General features: G+C 64.7%; 31 protein-coding genes and 1 pseudogene. 29 read left to right on the top strand and 3 right to left on the bottom strand.

All coding sequences use genetic code 11. The annotated features are described in order from the left end of the window. Positions 1–159 precede the first annotated feature (159 nt). From ACO6D6_RS10530 to ACO6D6_RS10510, 5 genes and pseudogenes are all read left to right on the top strand, one after another. Positions 160–915: an ABC transporter ATP-binding protein gene (locus ACO6D6_RS10530; protein WP_484785215.1), complete on the top strand. Its 756-nt coding sequence runs from the start codon at positions 160–162 to the stop codon at positions 913–915. Beyond that, entirely contained in the window at positions 912–3,206 is a 2,295-nt protein-coding gene (locus tag ACO6D6_RS10525; protein ID WP_484785214.1) for an ABC transporter permease, read from the top strand. The genes ACO6D6_RS10530 and ACO6D6_RS10525 overlap by 4 nt, the downstream gene beginning before the upstream one ends. A gap of 54 nt (positions 3,207–3,260) precedes the next feature. After that, positions 3,261–3,344: pseudogene (locus tag ACO6D6_RS10520) on the top strand (50S ribosomal protein L16); the annotation flags it as partial. Next, positions 3,344–3,622, top strand: coding sequence for a 30S ribosomal protein S17 (rpsQ, locus tag ACO6D6_RS10515; RefSeq protein ID WP_484785213.1), 279 nt, complete (start codon positions 3,344–3,346; stop codon positions 3,620–3,622). The pseudogene ACO6D6_RS10520 and the gene rpsQ, both read left to right, overlap by 1 nt. A 260-nt stretch (positions 3,623–3,882) precedes the next feature. Then, a complete protein-coding gene (locus ACO6D6_RS10510) occupies positions 3,883–4,524 on the top strand; it encodes a DUF417 family protein (RefSeq protein WP_484785212.1) in 642 nt (213 codons plus the stop codon). A gap of 89 nt (positions 4,525–4,613) precedes the next feature. Here the strand turns inward: ACO6D6_RS10510 and ACO6D6_RS10505 are convergent, their stop codons facing one another. Beyond that, on the bottom strand, positions 4,614–5,114 hold the full coding sequence (locus tag ACO6D6_RS10505) for a ferritin (protein WP_484785211.1): 501 nt from the start codon (positions 5,112–5,114) through the stop codon (positions 4,614–4,616). A gap of 194 nt (positions 5,115–5,308) precedes the next feature. On the opposite strand from ACO6D6_RS10505, the gene ACO6D6_RS10500 reads away from it, so the two are divergent. From ACO6D6_RS10500 to rplO, 13 genes are all read left to right on the top strand, one after another. Beyond that, positions 5,309–6,757 (top strand): hypothetical protein, encoded by a 1,449-nt coding sequence (locus ACO6D6_RS10500; RefSeq protein WP_484785210.1) that lies wholly within the window; start codon positions 5,309–5,311, stop codon positions 6,755–6,757. 1,102 nt (positions 6,758–7,859) lie between these two features. Next, complete coding sequence (locus tag ACO6D6_RS10495) at positions 7,860–8,801, top strand: PASTA domain-containing protein (RefSeq protein WP_484785209.1); 942 nt, start codon at positions 7,860–7,862, stop codon at positions 8,799–8,801. Continuing rightward, entirely contained in the window at positions 8,798–11,467 is a 2,670-nt protein-coding gene (locus tag ACO6D6_RS10490; RefSeq protein WP_484785208.1) for a VWA domain-containing protein, read from the top strand. Before ACO6D6_RS10495 ends, ACO6D6_RS10490 begins: the two co-directional genes overlap by 4 nt. A 261-nt stretch (positions 11,468–11,728) precedes the next feature. Continuing rightward, positions 11,729–12,097: a 50S ribosomal protein L14 gene (gene rplN, locus ACO6D6_RS10485; RefSeq protein ID WP_484785207.1), complete on the top strand. Its 369-nt coding sequence runs from the start codon at positions 11,729–11,731 to the stop codon at positions 12,095–12,097. Position 12,098: 1 nt separating this feature from the next. Next, positions 12,099–12,470 carry a 50S ribosomal protein L24 gene (gene rplX / locus ACO6D6_RS10480; protein ID WP_484785206.1) on the top strand — a complete coding sequence of 124 codons (372 nt, stop codon included), beginning with the start codon at positions 12,099–12,101 and terminating at the stop codon, positions 12,468–12,470. Further along, positions 12,470–13,090 carry a 50S ribosomal protein L5 gene (rplE, locus tag ACO6D6_RS10475; protein WP_484785205.1) on the top strand — a complete coding sequence of 207 codons (621 nt, stop codon included), beginning with the start codon at positions 12,470–12,472 and terminating at the stop codon, positions 13,088–13,090. Before rplX ends, rplE begins: the two co-directional genes overlap by 1 nt. Before the next feature lie 9 nt (positions 13,091–13,099). Next, positions 13,100–13,285, top strand: a complete 186-nt coding sequence (locus ACO6D6_RS10470) for a type Z 30S ribosomal protein S14 (protein WP_130873492.1) — start codon at positions 13,100–13,102, stop codon at positions 13,283–13,285. Positions 13,286–13,376: 91 nt separating this feature from the next. Next, positions 13,377–13,781, top strand: a complete 405-nt coding sequence (gene rpsH / locus ACO6D6_RS10465) for a 30S ribosomal protein S8 (protein WP_484785204.1) — start codon at positions 13,377–13,379, stop codon at positions 13,779–13,781. Positions 13,782–13,809: 28 nt separating this feature from the next. Then, positions 13,810–14,352: a 50S ribosomal protein L6 gene (rplF, locus tag ACO6D6_RS10460; protein WP_484785203.1), complete on the top strand. Its 543-nt coding sequence runs from the start codon at positions 13,810–13,812 to the stop codon at positions 14,350–14,352. Beyond that, on the top strand, positions 14,352–14,735 hold the full coding sequence (gene rplR, locus ACO6D6_RS10455) for a 50S ribosomal protein L18 (RefSeq protein ID WP_484785202.1): 384 nt from the start codon (positions 14,352–14,354) through the stop codon (positions 14,733–14,735). Before rplF ends, rplR begins: the two co-directional genes overlap by 1 nt. A gap of 25 nt (positions 14,736–14,760) precedes the next feature. Next, on the top strand, positions 14,761–15,366 hold the full coding sequence (gene rpsE, locus ACO6D6_RS10450; RefSeq protein ID WP_484785201.1) for a 30S ribosomal protein S5: 606 nt from the start codon (positions 14,761–14,763) through the stop codon (positions 15,364–15,366). Continuing rightward, the gene (gene rpmD / locus ACO6D6_RS10445; RefSeq protein WP_484785200.1) at positions 15,366–15,548 is read left to right on the top strand and encodes a 50S ribosomal protein L30; all 183 of its coding nucleotides are present in this window, start codon (positions 15,366–15,368) and stop codon (positions 15,546–15,548) included. Before rpsE ends, rpmD begins: the two co-directional genes overlap by 1 nt. Then, positions 15,548–15,988, top strand: coding sequence for a 50S ribosomal protein L15 (gene rplO / locus ACO6D6_RS10440; RefSeq protein ID WP_484785199.1), 441 nt, complete (start codon positions 15,548–15,550; stop codon positions 15,986–15,988). The genes rpmD and rplO overlap by 1 nt, the downstream gene beginning before the upstream one ends. Positions 15,989–16,102: 114 nt before the next feature. Here the strand turns inward: rplO and wecB are convergent, their stop codons facing one another. Next, entirely contained in the window at positions 16,103–17,272 is a 1,170-nt protein-coding gene (wecB, locus tag ACO6D6_RS10435) for a non-hydrolyzing UDP-N-acetylglucosamine 2-epimerase (RefSeq protein WP_484785198.1), read from the bottom strand. Positions 17,273–17,541: 269 nt separating this feature from the next. Between wecB and secY the strand changes: the two genes are divergently transcribed. Genes secY through ACO6D6_RS10410 form a run of 5 tightly spaced genes read left to right on the top strand, consistent with a single transcriptional unit; the run spans position 17,542 to position 21,615 of the window. Next, positions 17,542–18,843, top strand: coding sequence for a preprotein translocase subunit SecY (secY, locus tag ACO6D6_RS10430; RefSeq protein WP_484785197.1), 1,302 nt, complete (start codon positions 17,542–17,544; stop codon positions 18,841–18,843). Further along, entirely contained in the window at positions 18,840–19,412 is a 573-nt protein-coding gene (locus ACO6D6_RS10425) for an adenylate kinase (RefSeq protein WP_484785196.1), read from the top strand. Before secY ends, ACO6D6_RS10425 begins: the two co-directional genes overlap by 4 nt. Before the next feature lies 1 nt (position 19,413). Then, positions 19,414–20,241: a type I methionyl aminopeptidase gene (gene map / locus ACO6D6_RS10420; RefSeq protein ID WP_484785195.1), complete on the top strand. Its 828-nt coding sequence runs from the start codon at positions 19,414–19,416 to the stop codon at positions 20,239–20,241. Positions 20,242–20,267: 26 nt separating this feature from the next. Then, entirely contained in the window at positions 20,268–20,639 is a 372-nt protein-coding gene (locus ACO6D6_RS10415) for a DUF1707 SHOCT-like domain-containing protein (RefSeq protein ID WP_484785194.1), read from the top strand. A gap of 49 nt (positions 20,640–20,688) precedes the next feature. Next, a complete protein-coding gene (locus ACO6D6_RS10410; RefSeq protein WP_484785193.1) occupies positions 20,689–21,615 on the top strand; it encodes a lysophospholipase in 927 nt (308 codons plus the stop codon). Between the two features lie 9 nt (positions 21,616–21,624). On the opposite strand, the gene ACO6D6_RS10405 is transcribed toward ACO6D6_RS10410, so the two are convergent. Next, positions 21,625–21,909 (bottom strand): YciI family protein, encoded by a 285-nt coding sequence (locus ACO6D6_RS10405; RefSeq protein ID WP_484785192.1) that lies wholly within the window; start codon positions 21,907–21,909, stop codon positions 21,625–21,627. Between the two features lie 140 nt (positions 21,910–22,049). Here ACO6D6_RS10405 and infA point away from each other — a divergent pair, with 140 nt between their 5' ends. The 6 genes from infA to ACO6D6_RS10375 all read left to right on the top strand — a co-directional run bounded on the left by infA (position 22,050) and on the right by ACO6D6_RS10375 (position 25,495). Then, complete coding sequence (infA, locus tag ACO6D6_RS10400) at positions 22,050–22,271, top strand: translation initiation factor IF-1 (RefSeq protein ID WP_014847213.1); 222 nt, start codon at positions 22,050–22,052, stop codon at positions 22,269–22,271. 228 nt (positions 22,272–22,499) lie between these two features. Then, positions 22,500–22,613 carry a 50S ribosomal protein L36 gene (gene rpmJ / locus ACO6D6_RS10395; RefSeq protein ID WP_002514836.1) on the top strand — a complete coding sequence of 38 codons (114 nt, stop codon included), beginning with the start codon at positions 22,500–22,502 and terminating at the stop codon, positions 22,611–22,613. Positions 22,614–22,864: 251 nt separating this feature from the next. Continuing rightward, positions 22,865–23,239 carry a 30S ribosomal protein S13 gene (rpsM, locus tag ACO6D6_RS10390; RefSeq protein WP_014847212.1) on the top strand — a complete coding sequence of 125 codons (375 nt, stop codon included), beginning with the start codon at positions 22,865–22,867 and terminating at the stop codon, positions 23,237–23,239. 37 nt (positions 23,240–23,276) lie between these two features. Next, complete coding sequence (rpsK, locus tag ACO6D6_RS10385) at positions 23,277–23,681, top strand: 30S ribosomal protein S11 (RefSeq protein ID WP_014847211.1); 405 nt, start codon at positions 23,277–23,279, stop codon at positions 23,679–23,681. A 30-nt stretch (positions 23,682–23,711) separates the two neighbouring features. Further along, positions 23,712–24,317, top strand: coding sequence for a 30S ribosomal protein S4 (gene rpsD, locus ACO6D6_RS10380; RefSeq protein WP_014847210.1), 606 nt, complete (start codon positions 23,712–23,714; stop codon positions 24,315–24,317). Between the two features lie 131 nt (positions 24,318–24,448). Continuing rightward, positions 24,449–25,495: a DNA-directed RNA polymerase subunit alpha gene (locus ACO6D6_RS10375; protein ID WP_484785191.1), complete on the top strand. Its 1,047-nt coding sequence runs from the start codon at positions 24,449–24,451 to the stop codon at positions 25,493–25,495. Positions 25,496–25,504: the final 9 nt, after the last annotated feature.

Genomic DNA, 25,504 nt, shown 5'->3' with positions numbered 1-25,504 from the left:
CCGCATCTCGCCATCTTCCCGGCACGCGGCGCCGGGTGAATGAGGAGCCGTGTGCCGGATCAACAAAACGGCGTGGGATTGCTTGGTGGGCCGCCAGTTCAGAAAGGTTTAAGGAATCGGCAAGGACCTTTCAGGGCCCTGGGCCGTAGCGTCAAGGACATGGCGAGTCTGATCACCACTGAGAAGCTGTCGAAGACATTCTCCCGCAAAGGGTCGCAGCACCATGTGTTGAAGAACATCGATCTGGAGATCGATGGTGATGACTTCACGGTCGTCATGGGGCCCTCCGGTGCCGGCAAGTCGACGCTGCTGTACGCCCTGTCGGGCATGGACCGGCCGAGTCTCGGCCGGATCGTCTTCGACGGCCGGAACATCGAGAAAATGTCCGAAGACAAGCTGGCAAGGTTCCGGCTCGACCACTGCGGTTTCGTGTTTCAGCAGGTCTATCTCCTCGACTCGCTTTCGGTCAGCGACAACGTCCTGGCGGTCGGGCTGCTCGGCTCTCGGCGCCGCAGGGAGGTCGTGGAACGAGCCGGTGAGCTGTTCGACCGGGTCGGTCTGCCCGAGCGGACCCGGGGCGCCGTCGCTACGACTCTGTCCGGCGGTGAGGCGCAACGCGCAGGCATCGTCCGGGCCTTGATCCGCGAGCCGCGGGTGCTGTTCGCCGATGAACCCACCGGCCAGTTGAACTCCGAGGCAAGCGATGCCGTCCTCGACCTCCTCAGTGATCTCCATGCCGGCGGTCAGTGCATCCTCATGGTCACCCACGACGTTCGGTCAGCGCTGCGCGGCAGCCGCATCCTCTACTTGAGCGACGGGGTGATCGTCGGGGATCTCAAACTCGGGCGCTTCGACCGCAAGGACTCGGGCAGACGCGAAAGGCTGCAGCACTTTCTCGACGAGATGGGGTGGTGAGCGTGGCGACCGCCATCCTGATCCGCCGCAACCTCAAGCGGCACTGGGGCCGCCTCGCCACGCTCGGGATCCTCACGCTGCTCGCCGCGGCCGTAGCGAACCTGGCGTTGATCGTTGCAACGGACTACAACTCCAACTTCGACCGCCGCGCGCAGGAGCTTGGAACCACCGATCTGATCGTTCTGGACCCCCTCCCGAGGAGCCCAGTCGCCGAGACGCTGCGCGCCGACGGGCGCGTGGCGGAGGTTGACGTCCGAGGGCTCCGAGGACGCTGGTCGAGCATCGAGGTCGGCGGCACCGACCTATCGAGCCTGTTCCTGTTTACGCCGGCCCAGGACTGGAGCCGCAACCAGTACCGCGTTACCGCGCTCGCCGAGACAACTTTCGACGACGGCATCGTGATCCCCTTCACGCTCGCCTCCGACTACCCCTTGGGCGAACCGGTCACGATTCGCGCCGACGGTCAGGACCACACTTTCCACGTCCAGGGCTACCTCGAGGCCACCCATTTCACCGGCCGTGCCTTTGGGGTCATGCTGTTCGTCACCAACCCGGGCGTCGACATCACCGGGTGGACGAACCAGATCACCCTGACCTCGGCGAACGTTACCGCCGACATTGATGCCGACAAGGTCCTGGCCGATACGGAGGCCGCGGTACGCGCGTCTGTCGGCCAGGATGTGCAGCTGTCCTCGGCCAGCGTCGCGCTCCTACGCACGGGTGGGGGACTTGGGGCCAGCGTGTTCGCGCTGTCACTCCTCGCCTTCGCTGCGGTCCTGCTGATCGTCGTGGTCATTGTCCTGCGGACCCTCATAGCCGAGGCAATCTCGCAGGACTCCACCGCCATTGGTGCGCTCAAGGCATTCGGATATCGCACCGGCCGGATCATCGCCTCCGTCGCCCTGCCGTACGTCCTGGGTGGTGCAGTGGCCGCGCTGGCCGGGATCGCGCTGAGCTACTCGGTCCTGCCGGTCCTGAGCTGGCAGCTCTCCCAGCAAGGCTCGGTGGTGTGGAGCCCGGGCCTCAATCTGTTCGCGGGCCTCGTCTCCGCCGCGGTGCTGCTGGCGCCCATCGCCCTGGCCGCCGGGCTCGCGGCGCTCCGGGTGCGTTCCCTGAGCCCGGTGGTCGCGTTGCGGGGTGGCCTGGAGGCCCACGATTTCAGAGCCCAGCCTCTTCCGCTCGATCGTTCCCGGGGAGCGGTGCCGGAACGTTTGGGGCTCGGCCACTCGCTCGTCCATCCCGGCCGCGCCGCCGCCACAACGATGGTGCTCGCGTTGGTGCTGGTGTTCGCGAGTTTCGCGGTCGGCATGGTCAAGATCCAGCCGAACCTCGCGCACTTTCTGATCGGTGACTACGCCGACGTAACCGTCGAACGCATGCACCCCGAGGACGTCGACGCCACGCTCGAGAAGATACGGCAACTTCCTGGGGTCGAGAAGGCCTACCGCCACGATTCCCTCACGCTGACCATCTCCGGCAGGCAGATCGCCGGCAGAACGCTTCAGGACTTCGATGTCCTGTCCACTTCAGCCTACGAGGGCCGTGAGCCGCGCCACGACAACGAGATCGCCATCGGCCCCCGGGTGGCAGACCTCACGGGCGCAGGGATCGGCGACACCATCGCAGTCGACTTCCAAGGCCATGCCCAGGATTTCCTCGTCGTCGGGCTGCTGCAGGGATCGCGGCGGCTGGGGATGTTCGCGGACCTGACCTACGACGGTATCCGACGCATAGTTCCCGAGCACCGGCCGACAGGGCTGTGGGTGTTCGGGCGGCCCGGGCAGTCGTCGGGTGAACTTCGCAGCCAGGTTGAGGCACTAACGCCCAGCGGGTCGGGCGGAGACATGAAGCAGGCGATGGAGACAGAGAGCCGCCCGTACTCGGACATGATGCTCGGCCTCATCGCGACCATCGTCACCCTCACCGTGGCGACGACGGCGCTCGTCACCGGGGTTGTCATCACCACCCAGATCCGCCAGCAGGCGCGCGACTTCGGAGTGCTCAAAGCCCTCGGGTTCACGTCTGGCCAGCTGCGTCGCCAGATCCTGGCCGGACTGCTCCCGCCGTTGCTGATCGGCACAGCTCTCGGAGGGGCTGCCGGCGGGTTCGCCCTCGCGCCTGGTTTCGGGGCTCTGCTGGCAGGGGTGGGGTTCCGGAAGGTGGACCTCGGCGTTGAACCGTGGATGATTCTGGTGGTGGCGGTCGGTGTCGTCCTGCTTGGGACGCTGGTGGCCTGGGGGGCGTCGGCGCGGGTCAAACGCATCTCCGCCTACGCCCTCATCACCGAATAGGCAAGGGACGGGTGGGCGGGGTACCCCAGCCCACCCATGGGTCACTCCGCTGCGGTGCCCCGCGAGGCGATGCGCCTCGCCGTCCACAAGCTGCCCTTCAAGGCCCGTTTCATCAAACGCGAAGCAGGTGAGATCTGATGAGCAAGGCCCTGACCGTCAACGAGCTGCGCGGCCGCCGCAAGGTGATGCAGGGCGTCGTCGTCTCGGACAAGATGGACAAGACCATCGTCGTCCTGGTCGAGGACCGCGTGAAGCACCCGCTCTACGGCAAGGTCATGACCAAGTCGTCGCGCATCAAGGTCCACGACGAGGACAACACCGCCGGTATCGGTGACCGCGTCCGCGTCATGGAGACCCGTCCATTGTCGGCGCAGAAGCGCTGGCGCCTGATCGAGATCATCGAACGCGCCAAGTGATCTGAATCACATGAACGGCCCGGCCTCTTGGAGGCCGGGCCGTTGTCGTGGCGAATTCGTGGTGATTCGCGTTGGTGGCGGAAAAATCAGGTCCCTGGAGCGGGACACTCGATGAACCTCTCGTATGACCGGGTTTCCTTCGTGATTCCTGTAGCATTCTCCGCTTGAGAATCAGTGTGGTTCACGTGACGCGCACGATGTCGGCGGGCTTGTAGGCAAGGTCTTGTTCTTCGAAGCGGATGTCTCGCCCGCAGCGGCTCGTGGGTGTCCTCGTCGAGGAAGGAAAAGCTGTGACCAAAACTGATAAAAGCGGGACAACGGGAATTGTGGTCAAGGTGAGCACGTGGCTCGCGGGTCTCGACCGGGTTGCGATGACGGTGCTGCGGATCGGGGTCTTGATCGTCCTGCTGTGGATCGGGGGACTCAAATGGTTCAAATATGAGGCCGACGGTATCGTCCCCTTCGTTGCCACGTCTCCGCTCATGAGGTGGATGATCAAGGATCCCGAGAACTACAAGGCCCATGTCAATGCCGAAGGTGTGCTGAATGAAGCGAACCGAGCCTGGCATGAGGCCAATGGCACGTATCCGATGGCCATCTTCGTGGGGGTGAGCATCATCCTGATCGCCGTGTTCATCGCCCTGCACTGGGTGCGCCCTGAATTGGGCATGTTGGGTGCGTTGGCGCTGATCGGGTTCACTTGCGTCACCCTGTCGTTCCTTCTCACCACGCCGCAGGTCTGGGTGACTGCTCCGGCAGAGGGGCTGGCCGACGCGGATCTGGGGCAGCCATTCCTGTCGGGCCGCGGACGTCTGGTGGTCAAGGACTGCATCCAGATGGGAGCTGGTCTGGTGCTGCTGGTGGATTCGGCGAGAATGGCGCTGAAGCGGCGGAACGCCTGATCGGGACAACTGCTCCTGACAAGGCGCGGGGCGGCCCGACTCCCGGGAAGGAGATCGGGCCGCCCCGCGCCTGTTCAATGGCTGTGGGCTCAGGCCTGCGTTGAGCGACCGCCGAGTTCCTCGTCGAGGCGGAGGATGCCGTTGCCGTCATTGCCGATCAGTTTGATGCGGTTGATGATGGCGGAGACGGTGGATTCCTCCTCGATCTGCTCGTCGACGAACCAGCTCAGCAGCGGCAGGGCATCGATGTCGTCGGTGGAGTTGGCGAGGCGGTAGAGGCCGCGGATGGCCTCGGACACCTTCTTCTCGTGGGCGAGGGCGGCCTCGAAGGCCTCGAGGACCGTGGTGACGTGCTTGGGCTGGGCGTTGATGGCGCCGATCAGCGGGGTGGCGTCACGATCCAGCATGTGGGTGATGAATTTGTCCGCGTGCACCTCTTCCTCGGCGGACTGGGCCTTGAACCAGCCGGCGATGCCGGGCAGGTCGAGGGCGTCCATATCGATGGAAAGCTGCCGGTACACGACGGCAGCCTGCAGCTCCATGGTGACCTGGGCGTTGAAAGCTTCCTTTAGTTCTCCAGTAAGTTCCATGCCAGAAAGACTAGCCGCTCACCACCCCGGAACCAGCGATTTGGTTAGGTTTGGCTATTGAAGAGTCTGCGTGTGACCAAAACGACGACAGCAGGCCGAGCGGGGCGGAGACTTCCGGAACCGGTTCCGGAAAACCTTCGTCGCGCAGCTCCGGGTGAGCAAGAATGGGGCTACCGGATCAGTGAGGAGTCTGTATGAGCGAACAGCACACCCCACCCGACGGGCATCTCGGCCCGGGACCGGACATGATCGCGCCGCCGCAGGGGTTCGTTCCTCGTCCTCCCGAGCAGTCCGTGGCATCCCCGCAATCCCCGGGGGAAACGGTTCCGGGGCAGGCGGGGCAGCCACAACCGCCGCGCGGACCGGGCAGGGCGAGAACGGTTCTGATCATTGCGCTGGCGGCCGTGCTGGTGCTCGCCGCCGGGTTCGGGACCTGGTGGTTCTTCCTGCGGGGAAACGGGAAGGAGGAGGCCGTCAAACCTGTCGCCGGACTTGGCCAGGCCCCCCAGATCGCATGGGAGGGTCAAAGCGGGGGCGGGGTCGTCGGAGGTGTGGCTGAGGGGTTGCTGCTGGCCCCCAACGCGGCCGGTGGGGAAACACGGCTCAAGTTGTTTGCCTGGGACGACGGTTCGGAGCGCTGGTCGGTTGACATCGGTGAGCGGATCGGTGGTGCGGTGAGCATCCAGATCAACACCAAACTGTCCGACGGGCTGTTCGGGCTGGTCGTCACGGACGCTGCCGGAAGGAACCGGTTCCTGGTTCACCGGGCCTCGGACGGGGGATTCGTGCGTGAACTCGACCTGGGCCACGGATCGATGGTGGGAAGCGACACGAAGGCCGTCTACCACTACGAACCGGACGAGGAGGCCATCGGCAAGGTGAGGATCAGCCGCATCCCGGACATCGCGGGCTCGGGTGTCGCCGAGTGGACGACCGAGGTCGCCATCGAACCGCAGGAGGGCGCGTTCATGGTCAGGGAGCGCGACGGATTCGCCGATCTCTGCTGGGTCAACGAGTTCGGGGCTGATGTCAGCTGCTTCAAGTCCATGTCCCTGACCGACGGCAGCGCACCTTCCTGGTACAGCGATTCGACGGGTTTCGTGCGCATCGACGGGATCGTCGTCGCCTCCGAGCACAACAACGGCCGCCTGGCCGCCTACGACTCGGCAGGCAACCAGATCTGGCAGAAACCGAACTCCAACGGGCCGCTCCACGTCTTCAAGGACGCCCTGCTCGTCGGGTCACTTCAGGGTGAAATGGTTGAACGCCTCGATCCGCGCACCGGGGGCGTGCAATGGGGGCAGAACTGGGGCAGCGGTTACCCGACCATCTTCGATCACGGGGGACAGCCGGTGGTGTTGCTGGCGGAATCGCAGGAGATGTACGTGGGCGTCGCCGACATGGGCACGGGAAAAATCGAGCTGGAGAAGTACTCGGTGGCGTTCGGTCGGGTGGTGTTCCGCACGGCGGATGGAAACGTCATAGCCTCCGATGACAGGGGCGAGGGCGTGCAACTGGTGGCGATCAAACCCGGCCAGCCGGAGATGCTGTGGAAACAGGCCTTCGACGGCTACACCTACATCCAGCAGGAAGACCAGTACCTGATCCTGAGCAGCGAGGACAAGTTCGCGGTGCTGCGGTGACGCGAAACCGTTCCACAGGGTGGGGCGGAGGGCCTGGCGCGCCGCCGGGCCGTTGAGGTCGGCAAGGACCACTGGGAGAGGCCGTCACGGGGTGGGGCAAGTCGGCCGGATGCCCGGAAGGACCCACCAGGTGGTGTGTTCCGCGCAATCGACGGAAATGCCATGGATCGAACAGGACCCGGGTCCCGAGGTGCGATGCCAACGGACAGGATGACGTTGACCGCCATGAAGCCGTGTGGGGCCCGGGCTGCGCGACACCGGGATCGGTTCCGAGAAGTCTTCCCAAGGCGGGGTCGTGTACGCAAGAATTGCATCACTGGATCAATGGGGAGTCCACATGAACGATCACTATCCGCCGCGAGGAAACACCACGATGCCGGTTCCGTGTGCCACATGGGCGGCCTCGAGTTTGTGCGATCGACGATGAATTGGCTCATTTCAAGGGTGAAGGAATCTTTTCGGAGACGTGTGATGAAGAAGTTGGGTGGAGGGAAAATCGATGACACATGAACAGGGACCGGCCGGTGGCGATCAGCCGCAGGCACCTGGGGAATCCGTGAATGAGACCACAGCGGAGGGTAGGGAAGAAGTTTCCGCGGTCGAGGAAGCGAAAAATGGCGGGCCGGTGTCCGGAAAACCTGCGCCTCCCGCGAAGTCACCAAGGCCTTCCATCGGTGGAGGGAAGCCCGGAACAGCGAACCCCGGCCCTCCGCCGGGCGGTCCGCCTCAACAGATGCAGGCGGCAAAACCGGCCGGAGCACCCCGACCACCGGGCGGTGATCCCCGCTCCTCGGCTGGATCGGCTCCTTCCCCGGTGAGTGGGCCACGGCCGCCTCGCCCGCCGCAACCACCCCGGCCGGTGGGGCCACCGCCCGCTGCACAGCAGCAGCCAACGCGAAAGGTGGTGAATCACCCGCCAGCCAGCCAGCCTCCTGTGCAGGTGCCCGTGGGAACACCGGGGCCCGCTGCTCCGCCCGGACCCGTGGGCACGGAGACATCTCAGGATGGTGCCGGGGAGGCCGGGAAACGGCGAGGCAGGAAGAGGAAGGAGAGAACTCCCGACCAGGCGAAGAAAACCCGGAGCCAGCTCCGGAAACTGGGGTTGACCGCATTCGTCCTGTGGAGCGTCTCCTGCCTGCTGGCCGGGCTGGTCGGTGGGTGGTTCCTGAATGAGCGGATCCAGGCGGGACGCTCCGAGGCGGGGCCCTCGGTCATTGAGATCCCTGCGGCGCAGCAGGTTCCTGGACTCGCCATGCCGGATTTGAGGGGAATGGGTCTCGTCGATGCGAAACAGGTATTGGCTGATTCGGGAGTCGCTCTGTCCTCAATTGAGATCTCCGAGGTGGAATGGGGCGGCGATGCGGGATTCGTGGTGGCCCAGGAACCCGTTGGTGGGGAGGCGGTTGCATCTGCGATCAAACTTCGAGTGAGCAAACCAGCGGTCATGCCCAACGTCGTTGGACTCTCCCAAACCGAAGCCGTGGAAGCCCTGAAGAGGCTTGGCGTCGAGGTTGAGGTAGAGGAACGTTTTGACCTTGCTTCGCGCACGGGAACGGTGCTGGAAGCAAGTGTTGCCACGGGTGAACCGCTGCCGAGCGCAGTCAAGGTGATTGTGGCCCAACCAGGGATGGCAGTGTATCTGTCGAAGGTGAAGGCGGAAGGATACGGATGCTCTGCGTTCGACGCCAAGATCAATGGAACCGCTTACACCAATTCCGTCAAGTGCAGCTCGGGAAGAGTGAGCAGCCCGAGCAAGGCGGTATGGCTCATCGATCGGAAGGCGTACAGACTCAGCGGGCTCGTCGGTGTTGATGATCGCGGCGATTCGGATGGTGCCGTGCAGGTGGTAATCACGGGTGACGGTGTTGAGCTGGCAAATGTCACGGCGACTTACGCCAAGCCCGCGGAAGTGAACGTTTCCGTGGAGAAGGTTTTGCGTCTGGAAATTACTGTGACATCTGAGAAGAACAGTAGCGTCATTCTTGGCGACATGATTCTGAAGGGCATCCCTGATCAGATCGCAACATTGGAGACGAACCGATGAAAAGCAAAATTCTGTCAGTTCTGACCCTGCTGGCTCTGCTCGCCACCTTCGTCCATGCCACACCCGATGCCTTCGCGGAGGATGCGCCCCTGGCCATCGTATTTGACGTATCCGGTTCCATGAACGAGAACGACTCATCCGGTACCGTCAAACTGGCCACAGCCAAGGCCGCCATGAAGGACCTTGTCCAGTCCCGTCGTGGACAGCGGGTCGGGCTCTGGACCTACCCCGGGGAGGGGAATCAGGTCGACAATTGTCAAGCGGGTGGTTGGGTGAGAGGGCTGTCTCCCAGCGACAACAGCGATGTCACAGACGTCACTGCAGAGATTCAGATGCTGACCGCCAATGGTGGTACCCCCACGGGGCCTGCCCTGAAGGCGGCTGCCGATTCCCTGAGGGCGGCGGGATACGGAACGGCGACCATAGTTCTGGTTTCCGATGGAAAATCAAACTGCGGCACTCCGCCCTGCGAAGTCGCGAAGAGCATCGTCGACTCAGGGTTTGACCTGACCGTGGCGGCCGTAGCCTTCGACATCGAGGACGGCGGAGGTGAACTGGAATGCATAGCCAATGTCACGGGCGGCACTTTTTCTGATGCAAAGGATTCGGGCGAGCTGATCAAGCAACTGGAAAAACTGAAACCGGCGGCTCTCGAACTCTCGGTGGCGGATCCCGAAACGGTGCGGGCAGGTGAGCTCATGCACTTCCGGGTCACGGTCCACAACCCGAGCAGGAATCCCGTTACGGATGCCAGTCTTTTGATCTCCTTCAGCGATCGCAAGGCAGTTCCCTTCGTGCCCGCGCCCAGCAAACACCTGGCTGCGATTCCGCCGGGCGGCACGGTGGAGCAGGTGTGGACCGTGGGCACTCGTTCCGGACACACGGGAAAGGTGGACTGGGTTGTGCTCGCCGGCTCCCAAGCGCTCGGCGCGGTGTCGAGAAGGGGGACGGTGAACCTGATCGACGGAGACCTGAAGCGGGGGGACGGAGGTGTCCTTCTCAAGCATCACGGAGGAAGAACCGTCGTACTGGGGGACTCCTACTCCTCCGGTGAAGGAGCGGGGGACTACGAGGAGGACGGCGAGGACTACACCTGTCACCGCTCCAGGAACGCCTATGGCGTCGATGTGGAACCCGACGCCGTGGTCATCGCCTGCTCTGGGGCCACCAGCCCCGACCTGCTCGGCCTTCTCCAGACCGACAAACAACCCGATCAGATGAATCTTCTCAAGAAGGTGGAAGCGCCGGAGATCGTGTTCCTCACAATAGGCGGTAACGACATCGGCTTCTCGGAGATAGTGAGACACTGCTTCTTCGGAAATTGTGCCGACGAGAAAGGCCGGCAACACTACCTTGAAAGAATTAAGAAGCATCCCGGGTTCGCCGACACGTATGAAAAGATTGCGCGGGCCGTCAACAGTGAACAGATGATAAAGGCGAGAGGGGGAGTCATGGCCCCCGTGATCGTCTCACCCTACCCCAATCCTTTGTGGCCCAAGAAGCGTGGCCAATGCAACGGTAACCTGGGGGCGGATGCGTTGATCGCCTCCGCGCAGGCGCTCTGGCCGCTGTCGTGGAAGAATCTCGGTACCCGCTACATCGGGTTCAGCCCGGCCGAGATCGAGGTGAGCGAGAAAATACTGGCGGCCCTCAACGGCAAGGTGGAGGCAAGCGTCAAGGAGGCTGCGGGCAAAGGCTGGCCTGTGTATTTCGCGGACTCGGTGGAGGACTTCGCGGTGAGCCACACCATCTGTGAGGAGGACTCCTATTTCGTGAGGCTCACCCTGGGTAGCGTGGCTTGGCGGGGCGCTGCCGAAGTGGTCAAGATGGAAAAGCTGCAGGAGCTCTTCCATCCGAACAAGGAAGGTCACCGCGCTTGGGCGACCAGGTTGATCACGTGGTCCCAGCGCATCAACATCGATGAGGACGCGAAACCTCCGAGCGTGCAGGGGGGTGGGGTCATCGACGCGATCGTCAGGTTCGGGCAACGGCCGATCATTCCCGGGGGAGCGGAGATGAAAGTCACTTTGGGTCCCGTGGGTGAGGATGGTGAATATCCCGCTCACGACACCGAATACCGGGTCACCCAGGACGGAAAGGTCAACATTCGCATCGAAGGACTCCTTCCGGGAACCAAGGTGCGGGTCACCGTCGAGTCGGAGCCGCAGATGCTCGGCAACTTCACGGTGGCGGAGGACGGCACCGTGGAGGCCACGGTGACGCTGCCGGAACTGTCAACGGGAGGACACCAACTCGTCCTCGAGGGGTACGACACCGAGTACAACCTGGTGGGCAAACGGGTGCCGCTCCAGGTCGATTCCGGTGTTCCCTACTGGGTTCTCCTGGCGGGCCTGGTCCTGATCGCCACTTCGCTGGGAACCTGGCTGGCCGTTCGGAAACGCCGGAACCTCCTCCACGGGAAACCGGAATCCGGGAACGGCAAGAGCAAGAAGAAGACGAGGTCCGGATCCGGGGGAACCGAGAAATCCGAAGCGCAGGACGACCCGGAGAAGGCGGACGAACCGGGTGGATCCGAGGCGCCCGGAGAATCCAGCTGTTCCGAGGAATCGGCAGAACCTGAGGAAGCCGGTGATCCCGGAGAACCGGATGACCCCGGTGAGCCGGAGAAACCCGACGGATCCGGTTCCGGGCCGGGGGTGAACTGAGAGTTGGTGTGGGGCCGTCGCGTGTTTGTGTGTGACGGCCCCACACCCTCTGGGTATCGGTTTCGCCCGACGGGGCCCCTTGGGGTACGCTTTGCAAGTTGCCTTGAGTCTGTGCCCTCCGGCTTTCCGGGTGGGGACCTCTCTCGGGCGACGAAACCCCGTGCCCGAGGCCCGGGGCGCCTCCTGGCAAAATCCAGGGGGTTCATCATGCGAGTTCCGACCAGGCCCGGGCCCGGGAACCGGTCGGACGGAGGAGAACAAATGATCCAGCAGGAGTCGCGACTCAAGGTCGCCGACAACACTGGTGCCAAGGAGCTCTTGTGCATCCGCGTTCTCGGTGGCTCGAAGCGTCGTTACGCCTACCTCGGTGACATCATCGTCGCCACGGTCAAGGACGCGATCCCCGGCGGCAACGTCAAGAAGGGCGACATCGTCAAGGCCGTCGTAGTGCGTACAGCCAAGGAGCGTCGCCGCGGCGACGGCTCGTACATCAAGTTCGACGAGAACGCCGCCGTCATCCTGAAGAGCGACGGGGAGCCCCGCGGCACCCGCATCTTCGGCCCGGTGGCCCGGGAACTGCGCGAGAAGAAGTTCACACGCATCGCTTCACTCGCCACGGAGGTGATCTGAGATGAACTCGCTCCACGTGAAGAAGGGCGACCGCGTCAAGGTCATCGCAGGCAAGGACAAGGGCAAGACCGGTGAGATCATCGCCGTCGATCCCCGCGCCCAGAAGGTGACCGTCGAGGGCGTCAACGTCGTCAAACGGCACAAGCGCGAATCCCAGGGCACCAACGGGCGTCGCATCGAGGGCGGCATCATCAGCTTCGAGGCCCCCATTCACGTCTCGAACGTCCAGCTCGTCACCAAGGTTGACGGCAAGGAGGTCGTGACCCGGGTCGGCTACCAGCGCGTCGATGTCACCAAGAAGCGTTCCGACGGGTCCGAGTACCAGGCCCAGCGCAGCGTCCGCATCGCCCAGAAGACCGGGAAGGAGATCTGATGAGCAACGACATCGAGATCCCGCGCCTGAAGAAGAAGTACCGCGAGCAGATCGTTCCTGCCCTGCAGGAGGAGTTCAAGTACGCCAACGTCATGCAGATCCCCGGTCTGACCAAGATCGTGGTCAACATGGGTGTCGGCGAGGCCGCTCGCGACTCCAAGATCATCGACGGCGCCGTCCGCGACCTGACCGTGATCACGGGTCAGAAACCCACCATCACCAAGGCCCGCAAGTCCATCGCCCAGTTCAAGCTGCGCGAGGGCATGCCCATCGGCTGCCACGTCACCCTCCGCGGGAACCGTATGTGGGAGTTCGCCGACCGGCTGCTGACCCTGGCCCTGCCCCGTATCCGCGACTTCCGTGGCCTCAACGGCCGCCAGTTCGACGGCAAGGGCAACTACACCTTCGGATTGAACGAGCAGGTCATGTTCCTGGAGATCGACCAGGACAAGATCGACCGCGTCCGTGGCATGGACATCACGTTCGTGACCTCGGCCACCAACGACCAGGAGGGCCGTGCGCTTCTGAAGCACCTCGGGTTCCCCTTCAAGGCCGTCGACGACCCGAAGCCGGTCAAGGGCAGCCGCGGCCCCGCGTTCCAGCCCAAGAAGAAGAAGTGAGCGTGAACCATGGCTAAGACAGCACTCAAGGTCAAGCAGTCCCGCAAGCCGAAGTTCGGTGTGCGCGCCTACACCCGCTGCAAGCGCTGCGGTCGTCCCAAGTCGGTGTACCGCAAGTTCGGTCTGTGCCGCGTCTGCCTGCGTGAGCTCGCCCACGCGGGTCAGCTTCCCGGCGTGACCAAGTCGTCCTGGTGACCCAGAGCGCCACGAGAAGAACTTCCAATTTCGATTTGTCCAAGGTCCCCAGCAGTGAGGGAAACCGGGGCGAGAAAGAAGCCAAACAGCCATGACAATGACTGATCCCATCGCAGACATGCTCACGCGTCTGCGTAACGCCAATCAGGCGTACCAGGAGTCGACGTCCATGCCGTCGTCGAAGATCAAGGTCGGCATCGCGGAGATTCTGAAGGCCGAGGGTTACATCTCGAACTTCGAGCTGACCGAGGTTGAAGGACAGGTGGGCAAGGTGCTCAAGGTCACCCTCAAATACGGTGACTCCCGCGAGCGCTCCATCGCAGGGCTCCGTCGCATCAGCAAGCCCGGTCTGCGCGTCTACGCGAAGGCCAACGCCCTCCCGAAGGTGCTCGGCGGTCTCGGTATCGCCATCATCTCCACCTCCCAGGGGCTGCTGACCGACAAACAAGCAATTGCCAAGTCCGTGGGCGGCGAAGTGCTCGCCTATGTCTGGTGACCCGACGAGACTGAAAAGGAGATAGAACATGTCACGAATTGGCAGGCTCCCGATCGCGGTCCCGTCCAACGTCGAGGTCAAGATCGACGGCCAGGACGTGGCCGTCAAGGGCCCCAAGGGTGAGCTGAAGTTCACCGTTCGCGAACCCATCACCGTCGCGAGGAACGAGCAGGGCGAACTGGAGGTGTCGCGTCCGGACGACGAGCGGCTGTCCCGCTCCCTGCACGGCCTGACCCGCACCCTCGTGTCGAACATGGTCACCGGGGTCACCCAGGGATACGAGAAGAAACTCGAGATCGTGGGTGTCGGATACCGCGTCATCTCGAAGGGCCCCACCCAGCTGGAGTTCGCCCTCGGGTTCTCGCACCCGGTGGTGGTCAACGCCCCGGAGGGCATCACCTTCACCGTCGAGACCCAGACCAAGTTCACGGTGCACGGCATCGACAAACAGCTTGTCGGTGAGACCGCCGCGAACATCCGCAAGATCCGCAAGCCCGAACCGTACAAGGGCAAGGGCGTTCGCTACGCGGGCGAGCACGTCCGCCGCAAGGCCGGAAAGGCTGGTAAGTAATGGCTATCTCGCTTGGCATGCGCAAGGGCCTGGCGGCGAAGACCGCCTCACGCGCCCGCCGTCAGTTGCGTGGCCGCAAGAAGATCAACGGCACCGCCGAGCGGCCTCGCATGGTGGTCACCCGCTCCGCGCGGCACCTGTACGTCCAGGTGATCGACGACACCGCCGGCCGCACCCTGGTCTCCGCATCCACCATGGAGGCGGACCTGCGGGCGGCGGAGGGCGACAAGTCCGCGAAGGCCCGCAAGGTGGGGGAGATCATCGCCCAGCGCGCGAAGCAGGCCGGCATCGAGAACGTCGTCTTCGACCGTGCCGGGAACAAGTACCACGGCCGGATCGCCGCGCTCGCCGATGCGGCGCGCGAGGCCGGTCTCGGATTCTGAGAACGACGAGAGGATAGGGAACACGATGAGTGAAACCCAGCAGCGCGGTGACCGCCGCGGTGGGGAGCGTCGTGGCCGTGACGATCGTCGTGGCCAGGCTTCCAAGGAAGAGAAGAACCAGTATCTGGAGCGCGTGGTCGCCATCAACCGCGTCGCCAAGGTCGTCCAGGGTGGGCGTCGTTTCAGCTTCACCGCCCTGGTGGTCGTCGGTGACGGTGAGGGAACCGTCGGCGTCGGCTACGGCAAGGCGAAGGAGGTGCCTGCCGCCATCGCCAAGGGCGTGGAGGAGGCCAAGAAACACTTCTTCCGCGTGCCGCTGATCCAGCGCACCATCCCGCACCCCGTGCAGGGCGAGAAAGCCGCGGGCGTGGTGCTTCTGCGCCCCGCATCGCCCGGTACCGGTGTCATCGCCGGCGGATCGGCGCGTGCGGTGCTCGAATGCGCCGGTGTGCATGACGTGCTGTCCAAGTCGCTCGGCTCGGCCAACGCCATCAACGTCGTCCATGCGACGGTGGATGCCCTGCAGCAGCTCGAGGAACCGGAGTCCGTCGCGAAGCGTCGCGGCCTGCCGGTGGAGGACGTCGCCCCGGCGGCGCTGCTCCGTGCACGCAAGGAAGAGGTGGCTGGCTGATGGCGGAACTGAGGATCACCCAGATCAAGTCGGGGATCGGTGGCAAGGACTACCAGCGGGCCACGCTTCGCACCCTGGGATTGAAGCGCATCGGTCAGACGGTGGTGCGTGAGGATTGTCCCGAGGTGCTCGGCATGATCCGCACCGTCGCCCACCTCGTGGAAGTGGAAGAGGTCAAGTAATGGCTCTCAAGATTCATCACCTGCGTCCCGCCCCGGGCGCCAACACCGCCAAGACCCGCGTGGGCCGCGGTGAGGCGTCCAAGGGCAAGACCGCCGGTCGTGGCACGAAGGGTACGGGCGCTCGCAAGAACGTGCCCGCGAACTTCGAGGGCGGTCAGATGCCGATGCACATGCGGATCCCGAAGCTCAAGGGCTTCAAGAACCCGTTCCGCGTGGAGTACCAGGTCGTCAACGTCGGTCGCCTTGCCGAGCTGTTCCCCAAGGGGGGAGCGGTCACGGTTGAGGATCTCGTCGAGGCCGGTGCCGTCCGCAGCGGCGCGCTCGTCAAGGTGCTGGGCGACGGCGACATCAACGTCGCCCTCAATGTGACGGCTGATGCGTTCTCGAACTCCGCGAAGGAGAAGCTGGCCGCGGCCGGCGGCTCCGCGGTGGAGGCCTGAGAAGCGATACCGAAAAGGGGCTGGGTGCCGATCCGAGGATTCGGCACCCAGCCCCTTCCTTTTCCCGCCGGGTGGTTCCGGTTCCGCTGGGGCCCCGGTCCCGGGTGGACCCTCTCAGGCGGACCTGGCCAGCGGCCAGGGACGCGCCGGGGTGTGGCTGACGAAATCGGGCAGGGGATCGCCGACACCGAGGAGGGCCGCGATTCCCGCGACCGCCCGCACCGCGGCCGCGCCGTCCCCGTAGGGGTTGACCGACTCGGAAACCGGGGCGTGGCCGGCGGGGAGGTCGAGCAGGTTGCCGATCTCCGAGAGGATGATCTCCTCGTCCGTGCCGACCAGCCGGGCCGCGCCGACCTTGATCGCCTCGGGACGGTCTGTCCTCTCGCGCAGCACCAAGACGGGTTTGCCGAGGGCCGGTGCCTCTTCCTGCAATCCGCCGGAATCGGTCAGGACGATGTCCGAGGCCTTCAACACCTGGATGAACTCGCCGTAGGGGAGGGGTTCGCAGACGATGACGTTTTCCAGGCCGGCCAGCGGGGGCAGTAGACAGTGTCTGACGATCGGGTTGAGATGGGCCGGCAGGATCACCCGGAGCCCTGGGTGGCTGCGGGCCAGGCGGGCGAGGGCATTGCCGATCCGCTCCATGGGGGCTCCCCAGTTCTCGCGGCGATGGGCGGTGACCAGCAGGATCGGTGCGTTCGAGGCGATCACCTCGCGGATCTTCTCGTTCCGGATGGGGACATCGGCCTCCACCGCCCGCATCAGGGCGTCGATGACGGTGTTCCCGGTGACGATGATGTCCTTGCCGCGCACCCCTTCTCGTTCCAGATTGACCCGGCACTGCCGGGTCGGGGCCAGGTGGAGAGAACTGACCCGCGTCGCGACGCTGCGGTTGGCCTCCTCCGGGAACGGCGCCGCGATGTCGCCGCTGCGGAGCCCCGCCTCCAGGTGGACGATGGGGATGTGACGGTTGAAGCTGGCCAGCGCGGCCGCCGCGACGGTGGATGTGCCGCCCTGGACCACGACGGCGTCGGGGCGTTTCATTTCGAGGATCGGGTCGAGCAGCGTGATGATTCGGGCCATGATCTCGTTGAGGGTCTGGCCCGGCGCGAAAACGTCGAGATCGTGCGTCGGGGTGATTCCCAGCACCTCGCCCACCTGGTCCAGCATCTCGCGGTGTTGTCCCGTGACCACCGAGATCGACTCGAATCGCGGATCCTCCTCGAGGCGACGGATGACGGGCGCCATCTTGATGCCCTCGGGACGGGTCCCGTAAATGGTCATTACTTTTACTTTTTTCATGTTGCCCCCCAACCAACGACGACGCTCACGTTGCGAAGTCGATGTTGGAGAGCTTAGGAGAGCTGGCCGGAAGTATGCAATACTCCCGGGATGTGTCGGGTCCCGGCGTCGCTGGGTGGCGGTGCCCGGACGGATCCGAGAGGTCCCGGGCGTGGCGCGGCATTGGGGAATGTGCTTGCCCCTTGGTACGCTGCCTAGGTTGCCTGAGGTGGGTGACGAGTAATTTGCTGAGCAACTGAAAGAGGGGCCGGATGCTCTCCGCCTTCGCTAGCGCGTTCAAGACGCCTGAGCTGCGCAAGAAGATCTTCTTCACGCTTGGGATCCTCCTGGTGTTCCGTCTCGGTTCCACCATCCCTGCCCCGAACGTGAACATGCAGGCGCTGAACATATGCGTTGCCGACGCCACGGCAGGTTCGCAGGCAGGGCTCTACTCCCTGATCAACCTGTTCTCGGGCGGTGCCCTGCTGCACCTTACGATCTTCGCCCTGGGTGTGATGCCCTACATCACGTCCTCCATCATCCTGCAGCTGCTCGCCGTGGTGATCCCACGGCTGGAAGCCCTCCGCAAGGAGGGCGCCTCGGGGCAGGCCACGATCACCCAGTACACGCGATACCTGACCCTCGTGCTGGCGCTGCTCCAGGCGACGGCGTTCGTCACCATGGCGCGCACCGGGCAGCTGCTGAACTGCCACGGCATCCTCTACTCCCAGGAACTCTTCCCGATGGTCACGATGGTGCTCACCATGACCGCCGGAACCGTCGTGATCATGTGGCTGGGTGAGCTCATCACCGACCGCGGTGTCGGCAACGGCATGTCCGTGCTGATCTTCACCCAGATCGCCGCCCAGTTCCCGACGGGCCTGTGGTCCATCAAGCAGGGCCATCAGGGCGCCACCGGTTGGTTCCTGTTCCTGGCGGTCATCGCCATCGGTCTGCTCGTGATGCTCGGAATCCTGTTCATGGAACAGGGGCAGCGCCGTGTTCCCGTCCAGTACGCCAAACGCATGGTGGGCCGGCGGCTCGTCGGTGGATCCACCACCTACATCCCGCTGAAGGTCAACCAGTCCGGCGTCATCCCCGTGATCTTCGCCAGCTCCATCCTCTACCTGCCGATCCTCTACGCCACCTTCCGGCCCGAGTCCGGAACCGGGCAGTGGATCGCCGCCAACTTCCACACGAACAGTTGGGTCTACAGCGCCCTGCAGTTCCTGCTCATCGTCGGTTTCTGCTACTTCTACGTCGCCATCACCTTCAACTCCGAGGAGGTCTCGGACAACATGAAGAAGTACGGCGGCTTCATACCCGGCATCCGCGCCGGCAAACCGACGGAGCGCTACCTGACCTACGTGTTGAATCGCCTGACCGCGCCGGGGTCGCTTTACCTGGCGGTCATCTCGATGATCCCGACCCTCGCGTTCATCGCGGTTGGTGCGAACCAGAACTTCCCGTTCGGTGGAACCTCCATCCTCATCATCGTCGGTGTGGCCCTTGACACGGTCAAGCGCATCGAAAGTCAGCTGCAACAACGCAACTACGAAGGATTCCTGAGGTGAGAATGCTCATCATGGGCGCCCCCGGAGCAGGCAAGGGCACCCAGTCGACAGCGCTGGCCGAGGCGTACTCGGTGCCAGCCATTTCAACGGGCGACATTTTCCGCGCCAACATCCGCAACGCCACCGAACTGGGCGTCAAGATCAAGGCCCTCATCGAGGCCGGGGAGTACGTCTCCGATGACGTGACGGAGGCCATCGTCGCCGACCGGCTGGCCGAGGAGGACTGCGCATCCGGTTTCCTCCTCGACGGGTTCCCACGAACCATGCACCAGGTGCACTTCCTGGACCGGCATCTCTCCCGCCAGCGACGGGGCCTCAACGCGGTGGTCTCATTGGTGGTGGAGCCCGATGAGCTGGTCGCGCGCCTTCTGGACCGGGCCCAGAAGGAGGGGCGGACGGACGACAACGAGGACACCATCAGGCGTCGCATGGAGGTCTACGCGGGCCAGACCGCACCGCTGTTGTTCCACTACGAGCGGCAGGGTTTGCTGGTGGAGATCGAGGGCACGGGCACCGTCGAGGAGGTGCGGCAGCGGATGCTCGATGCGGTGGCGGCGCACAAGGCCTGAGATGTCGATAGAGATCAAGACGCCCGAACAACTGAGGAAGATGCGCGCCGCGGGACTGGTCGTGGCAGAGGGCCTGCGCCGGATGCAGGAGGCCGCCGTGGTGGGCATCACCACCGCCGAGATCGATGCGGTGGGTCGGAATGTCCTGGCCGAGCACGGGGCGACCTCGAACTTCCTGGGCTACGGCGCCGAGTACGGCACGCCGTTTCCCGGGGTTGCGTGCATATCCGTGAACGACGAACTGGTCCACGGCATTCCGGGGAACCGGGTGATCCGTGACGGCGATCTCGTCTCCATCGATTTCGGTGCCGTGCTGGAGGGCTGGCACGGCGACGCTGCCCGCAGCTTCGTCGTCGGGGAGGCCCGGACGGAGGACGTCGAGATGATAGAGGCCACCCGTCAGGCCATGTGGGCCGGCATAGCAGCGATCCGCGACGGCGGTCGCGTCGGGGATGTGTCGCGGGCCATCGAGCAGTCCGTCAAGTGCCAGCCGCGCCGCTACGGGTCGTTGCGCGACTACACGGGACACGGGATCGGTTCCCGGATGCACATGGACCCGGATGTCCCGAACCAGTTCAGGTTCCGCCCCAACCCGCGTCTCGGGGTGGGGATGGCCATCGCGGTCGAACCCATGCTGACCCTCGGGCTGCACCAGACGGTGGTCGCATCCGACGACTGGACGGTGCGCAGCCGCGATGGGAAACGCGGAGCCCACTGGGAGAACACCGTGGCCATCACTGAACACGGGCTCTGGGTGCTCACGGAACCCGACGGGGGAGAGAAGGAACTGGCCGCGCGCGGTGCTCCTTTCGGGCCGCTCAACGGGTGACGTGCAGGACTTCTACCATTGATCGCATGAGCAAGCTGCCACCCTCCTCCCGGTACCTTCAACGCGCTGACGAACCGGTCGGCGAGAAGGAACGGGAGGCTCTGTCCAAGCGGGTTTCGGACGCCTTCGCCGACGGCCGGCTGGAATCGGATTCCTACCAGCAGTCAATGGACGTGATCTACGGCGCGAAGACCCTGGGTGAGCTGGTTCCCGTGGTGGAACAGCTCCCGGCTGCGGCCCTCGAGACCCCCGCGATCGTCGGGGAGGGAAAACTCCCGGCGGGACAGACCGGCGAGATCCGCGCCCCGGCGCGAATCGGCATGGTGGCGGTCGGGGCCGTGGCGGGCGTCGTGACCCTGCTGGCCATCGTGGCCGTCCTTCTGTTGTGGCTGCTCTGAGCAGGGAACCGTGGGTTCGAAGCGGTGCGGGGCTGAGTAGTCTCTAGCCATGAGCGAGCCCGGCCTTCGTGTGATCCCAGCCTTCGACAACCACCCCCTCCACACCCGGGTCTGGCTGCCTGACGAGGAACCGGTGGGGGTGCTCGTGCTGGCGCACGGACTGGCCGAACACGGCGGCGTCTACGGTGAGCTGGCCGCCTCCGTGGTGGAGCAGGGGTTCGTGATGTATGCGGCTGATCATCGCGGGCACGGCTGGACCGCCCCCGACATGACGCAGCTCGGGTTCTTCGCCGCCGAGGATGGCTGGGCGAAGGCGGTGGGTGACCTCGGAACCGTCATCGCATTCGCTGAGAAGGCCCACCCCGGGGTGCCGGTGTTCCTGCTCGGGCACTCCATGGGTTCGATAATGGCGCGCTGCTACGCCATTGAGAACTCGCAGCAACTCGCGGGACTGGTGCTCTCGGGGACGATTGCCGAGCCCGGTCTGGTCGGGATGATGGCCCATGGCTTGGCGTGGGTCGTGTCGCGGGTATGCGGGGCCAGGTATCGCAGCGAACTGCTCCGGCGGCTGTCCTTCGGGGGCTACAACGCCGCCTTCCGGCCGAACCGCACCGAGGCGGACTGGCTGACCCGCGACGAGACCTGGGTGGATGCCTACCTGGCGGATCCGCGCTGCGGGTTCACGCCGGCGGCAGAGCTGTTCGTGAACCTGCTGGAGGGTACGCGCTGGGCGGGAAACCCGGACAATGTGGCCCGTGTCCGTCCCGGGTTGCCGGTTCTCATCTGCTCCGGGGAGGCCGATCCGTTGGCGGTGAACATCGAATCGGTGGCCGAACAGTACCGCCGGGTGGGCCTGGGGGATGTCACGCTCAAGCTCTACCCGGGGGCACGCCACGAGCTGTTCCACGAGATCAACGTCAAGGAGGTCTGCGCGGATCTCGTCTCTTGGCTCGGGGCGCGCCTGGCCAGGACCTGAGCGCGGAAGCTACTCCGCGAAGATCCCGATCACCGGGGTCCAGTGGACGATTCGGACGTCGGCCAGCACCTTGTTGGCCCGGAACGGGTCTCCAGCGAGCAGTTCGGAAACGGCCTCGGCGCTCTCGGCCCTGACCACGAGGAGGGCTGACGGGGGAGTGGCATCGGGGTAGGCACCACCCGCGACGAGTCCCTTGTCGGTCAATCCCGACAGGAAGGCCCGGTGATCGGGGCGGTGACGGGCGATGAGCTCGGCGTCGTCGACATAGGTGTAGTGAACGGCGAAGTACTGCATGGGGCAACGTTACGGCCCGGCGGTTAGGGCGACCGGGCCGGGGCGGATTTGGGGTGCCGCAGGGCGCCGCGTAAACTGCTTGCGGTACTGCGGCTGTTTGCCGCTGCCGGAAACCGGGTTCCACTGACGAATGAGAGCACATGGCGAAGAAAGAAGGAGCCCTCGAACTCGAGGGTACCGTGGTCGAGGCGCTGCCCAACGCAATGTTTCGCGTTGAACTGCCCAACGGGCACAAGGTCCTGACCACCATCAGCGGAAAAATGCGCCAGCACTACATCCGCATCCTGCCCGCCGACCGAGTGGTCGTCGAGCTTTCCCCCTACGACCTCACCCGTGGTCGCATCGTGTACCGGCACAAGTGACCAAGCGGGTCCAGACTCGAAAATCCCAACGCCCGGCCCACGGCCGGGCGTCCCTCTTTTGCCGTGCCCGTTTGGCGAAAACCGGGGACGTGACGTAGGCTTTGTCGTCGGTCGTCCATGCCCGGATGCTGCCGCGCGCCTGCGGCGGTCGTGGTTTTCCGGCGGCCAGCACATCCACCACAGATTGGGCAGGGAACTGCCCAGTCGCTGATTGAAAAGGTTGCTCGAATGAAGGTTCAGCCGAGCGTCAAGAAGATCTGCGACAAGTGCAAGGTCATTCGCCGGCACGGTCGTGTGATGGTGATCTGCGACAACCCGCGCCACAAGCAGCGCCAGGGCTGAAAGCCCGGCGAGGGTTCGCAGAACATCGCGGAACGGGGCAGGTCGCCCAGCCCGCCAGACAATTGAACACAACGTGATCGCAAGGGCCGCCGAACGGTGACTCCCGACCCTTGGACGAAGGCCAAGGCCCCTCTGCGGCGGATAGAGAACCGCCGCGCGCCAGGAGGGGACGCGACACGCCACACACCTTCGCGGTCCCCGATCTGACCGGACGGAAGCCCACAGGGACCGGAAACACTGAAAGGTAGAACATGGCACGCCTCGTTGGTGTTGACCTGCCGCGCGACAAGCGCCTGGAGGTCGCACTCACCTACATCTTCGGGATCGGCCGCACCCGCGCCGCCGAGACCCTCGCCGCCACCGGTGTCAGCGGCGATCTCCGTGTCCACCAGCTCACCGACGAACAGCTCGTCGCGCTGCGTGACCACATCGAGGGCAACTACGAGATCGAGGGTGACCTCCGTCGTACCGTTGCCGCCGACATCCGCCGCAAGGTCGAGATCGGCAACTACCAGGGCCGTCGCCACCGCAGTGGCCTCCCGGTCCGTGGTCAGCGCACCCGCACCAATGCGCGCACCCGCAAGGGCAAGAAGAAGGCCGTGGCCGGCAAGAAGAAGGCACGCTGACCCGCGCGGTGAGCTGAGACAGGAGATTTGACTACTGATGGCAACCAGCCGCAAGCAGGCCGCCAAGACCAAGGTGCGCCGCAAGGAGAAGAAGAACGTCCTCGCCGGACAGGCTCACATCAAGAGCACCTTCAACAACACGATCATCTCGATCACCGACCCCAACGGGGCAGTGATCTCCTGGGCCTCCGCCGGCACCGTCGGCTTCAAGGGCTCCCGCAAGTCGACCCCCTTCGCCGCCCAGATGGCCGCCGAGGCCGCCGGTCGCCGCGCCATGGAGCACGGCATGAAGCGCGTCGACGTGTTCGTCAAGGGCCCGGGGTCGGGCCGTGAGACCGCGATCCGCTCGCTGGGCGCCGTGGGCCTCGAGGTCGGGACCATCTCCGATGTCACGCCCGTGCCGCACAACGGCTGCCGCCCGCCGAAGCGTCGCCGCGTCTGAGCGCCCGAGAAGTAAAGGACTGAAGAGAAAATGGCTCGTTACACCGGCCCCATGACCAAGAAGTCCCGTCGCCTCGGGACCGACCTGGTTGGCAATGACAAGGCGTTCGAACGCCGCCCCTACCCGCCCGGTGTCCATGGTCGCGGTCGCACCAAGGATTCCGAGTACTCGCTGCAGCTCAAGGAGAAGCAGAAGGCACGTTTCGCCTACGGCGTCCTCGAGAAGCAGTTCCGCCGTTACTACGAGGAAGCGGACCGTCACCCCGGCAAGACCGGTGACACGTTGCTGCAGATCCTCGAGTCGCGTCTCGACAACGTCGTGTACCGTGCAGGTTTCGCGGCCACCCGCCGCCAGGCCCGCCAGCTCGTGGTGCACGGGCACTTCCTCGTCAACGGCAAGAAGGTGAACATCCCGTCGTACCGCGTCAAGGCCCACGACATCATCGACGTCGCCGAGAAGTCGATGAACCTTCACCCGCTCGTGGTGGCTCGTGAAACCCACGGGGAGCGCACCGTTCCCGCGTGGCTCGAGGCCCGCCCCAACCGGATGCGTATCCTTGTTCACCAGCTCCCCGTCCGCGAGCAGATCGTGATCGACGTCCAGGAGCAGATGATCGTCGAGCTCTACTCCAAGTAGTAGACGCCACCAGGCTGGCCGGCACGTCAAAGGCCGGCCGGCCCAGCTCGGGTTTCCGGGCCCTGCGGCCGGAGAGGTTCCGGTCGTGGCATTCGCGTCATCAAATAGTGGGTGGCGCGGGAAGGAAGAAAATGCTCATCGCACAGCGTCCGACCTTGTCGGAGGAGACGGTTTCCGATTACCGTTCGCGGTTCATCATCGAGCCCCTCGAACCTGGTTTCGGCTACACCCTCGGCAACTCGATGCGCCGCACCCTGTTGTCGTCCATCCCGGGCGCGGCCGTGACCTCCATCAAGATCGAGGGCAATCAGCACGAGTTCTCCACCCTGGAGGGTGTGGTTGAGGATGTCACCGAGATCATCCTGAACCTGAAGAGCCTGGTTCTGTCCTCCGAGGAGGACGAGCCCGTGGTCATGTACCTGCGCAAGGCGGGGGCCGGTGAGGTCACCGCGGCCGACATCCAGCCTCCGGCCGGAGTCGAGGTGCACAACCCCGAACTGCACATCGCCACCCTCAGCGAAGGCGGCAAACTCGAGATGGAGCTGGTGGTCGAACGCGGCCGGGGCTACGTCTCGAGTGTCCTCAACAAGGACCCCGACGCCGAGATCGGACGCATCCCCGTCGACTCCATCTACTCCCCGGTGCTGAAGGTGAGCTACAAGGTGGAGGCCACCCGCGTGGCGCAGCGCACCGACTTCGACCGTCTCATCATCGACGTCGAGACCAAGCCGTCCATGGCCCCCCGCGATGCCGTCGCGTCCGCGGGACGGACCCTGGTGGAGCTCTTCGGCCTGGCCCGTGAACTCAACGTCAACGCCGAGGGCATCGAGATGGGTCCCTCGCCCGTGGATGAGCAGATCGCCGAATCGCTGAACCTGCCCGTCGAGGACCTGAACCTTTCGGTTCGCTCCTACAACTGCCTCAAACGCGAGGGCATCCACACCGTCGGTGAGCTCGTCGCCCGTTCCGAGGAGGATCTCCTCGACATCCGCAACTTCGGCTCCAAGTCGATCCTTGAGGTCAAGGTCACCCTGCACAACCTGGGCCTCGCGCTTCGTGACGCCGCCCCGGGCTTCGACCCGATCCAGGCCATCGAACGCTACGACCAGGAGCACGAGGGCGAAGAGGACATCGACGCCGAAGCGGACGACGACTACGCCGAGACCGAGCAGTACTGAGAACCCACA

This window comes from Arachnia sp. (assembly GCF_057238465.1).
This window is presented reverse-complemented; position numbering and strand designations above follow the sequence as displayed.

Excerpts from the sequence above, each read along its gene's own strand:
- ACO6D6_RS10530 (WP_484785215.1), top strand. The coding sequence starts at position 160 with ATGGCGAGTCTGATCACCACTGAGAAGCTGTCGAAGACATTCTCCCGC.
- rpsQ (WP_484785213.1), top strand. The coding sequence starts at position 3,344 with ATGAGCAAGGCCCTGACCGTCAACGAGCTGCGCGGCCGCCGCAAGGTG.
- ACO6D6_RS10505 (WP_484785211.1), bottom strand. The coding sequence starts at position 5,114 with ATGGAACTTACTGGAGAACTAAAGGAAGCTTTCAACGCCCAGGTCACC.
- ACO6D6_RS10500 (WP_484785210.1), top strand. The coding sequence starts at position 5,309 with ATGAGCGAACAGCACACCCCACCCGACGGGCATCTCGGCCCGGGACCG.
- ACO6D6_RS10490 (WP_484785208.1), top strand. The coding sequence starts at position 8,798 with ATGAAAAGCAAAATTCTGTCAGTTCTGACCCTGCTGGCTCTGCTCGCC.
- rplN (WP_484785207.1), top strand. The coding sequence starts at position 11,729 with ATGATCCAGCAGGAGTCGCGACTCAAGGTCGCCGACAACACTGGTGCC.
- rplX (WP_484785206.1), top strand. The coding sequence starts at position 12,099 with ATGAACTCGCTCCACGTGAAGAAGGGCGACCGCGTCAAGGTCATCGCA.
- rplE (WP_484785205.1), top strand. The coding sequence starts at position 12,470 with ATGAGCAACGACATCGAGATCCCGCGCCTGAAGAAGAAGTACCGCGAG.
- ACO6D6_RS10470 (WP_130873492.1), top strand. The coding sequence starts at position 13,100 with ATGGCTAAGACAGCACTCAAGGTCAAGCAGTCCCGCAAGCCGAAGTTC.
- rpsH (WP_484785204.1), top strand. The coding sequence starts at position 13,377 with ATGACAATGACTGATCCCATCGCAGACATGCTCACGCGTCTGCGTAAC.
- rplF (WP_484785203.1), top strand. The coding sequence starts at position 13,810 with ATGTCACGAATTGGCAGGCTCCCGATCGCGGTCCCGTCCAACGTCGAG.
- rplR (WP_484785202.1), top strand. The coding sequence starts at position 14,352 with ATGGCTATCTCGCTTGGCATGCGCAAGGGCCTGGCGGCGAAGACCGCC.
- rpsE (WP_484785201.1), top strand. The coding sequence starts at position 14,761 with ATGAGTGAAACCCAGCAGCGCGGTGACCGCCGCGGTGGGGAGCGTCGT.
- rpmD (WP_484785200.1), top strand. The coding sequence starts at position 15,366 with ATGGCGGAACTGAGGATCACCCAGATCAAGTCGGGGATCGGTGGCAAG.
- rplO (WP_484785199.1), top strand. The coding sequence starts at position 15,548 with ATGGCTCTCAAGATTCATCACCTGCGTCCCGCCCCGGGCGCCAACACC.
- wecB (WP_484785198.1), bottom strand. The coding sequence starts at position 17,272 with ATGACCATTTACGGGACCCGTCCCGAGGGCATCAAGATGGCGCCCGTC.
- secY (WP_484785197.1), top strand. The coding sequence starts at position 17,542 with ATGCTCTCCGCCTTCGCTAGCGCGTTCAAGACGCCTGAGCTGCGCAAG.
- map (WP_484785195.1), top strand. The coding sequence starts at position 19,414 with ATGTCGATAGAGATCAAGACGCCCGAACAACTGAGGAAGATGCGCGCC.
- ACO6D6_RS10415 (WP_484785194.1), top strand. The coding sequence starts at position 20,268 with ATGAGCAAGCTGCCACCCTCCTCCCGGTACCTTCAACGCGCTGACGAA.
- ACO6D6_RS10410 (WP_484785193.1), top strand. The coding sequence starts at position 20,689 with ATGAGCGAGCCCGGCCTTCGTGTGATCCCAGCCTTCGACAACCACCCC.
- ACO6D6_RS10405 (WP_484785192.1), bottom strand. The coding sequence starts at position 21,909 with ATGCAGTACTTCGCCGTTCACTACACCTATGTCGACGACGCCGAGCTC.
- infA (WP_014847213.1), top strand. The coding sequence starts at position 22,050 with ATGGCGAAGAAAGAAGGAGCCCTCGAACTCGAGGGTACCGTGGTCGAG.
- rpmJ (WP_002514836.1), top strand. The coding sequence starts at position 22,500 with ATGAAGGTTCAGCCGAGCGTCAAGAAGATCTGCGACAAGTGCAAGGTC.
- rpsM (WP_014847212.1), top strand. The coding sequence starts at position 22,865 with ATGGCACGCCTCGTTGGTGTTGACCTGCCGCGCGACAAGCGCCTGGAG.
- rpsK (WP_014847211.1), top strand. The coding sequence starts at position 23,277 with ATGGCAACCAGCCGCAAGCAGGCCGCCAAGACCAAGGTGCGCCGCAAG.
- rpsD (WP_014847210.1), top strand. The coding sequence starts at position 23,712 with ATGGCTCGTTACACCGGCCCCATGACCAAGAAGTCCCGTCGCCTCGGG.
- ACO6D6_RS10375 (WP_484785191.1), top strand. The coding sequence starts at position 24,449 with ATGCTCATCGCACAGCGTCCGACCTTGTCGGAGGAGACGGTTTCCGAT.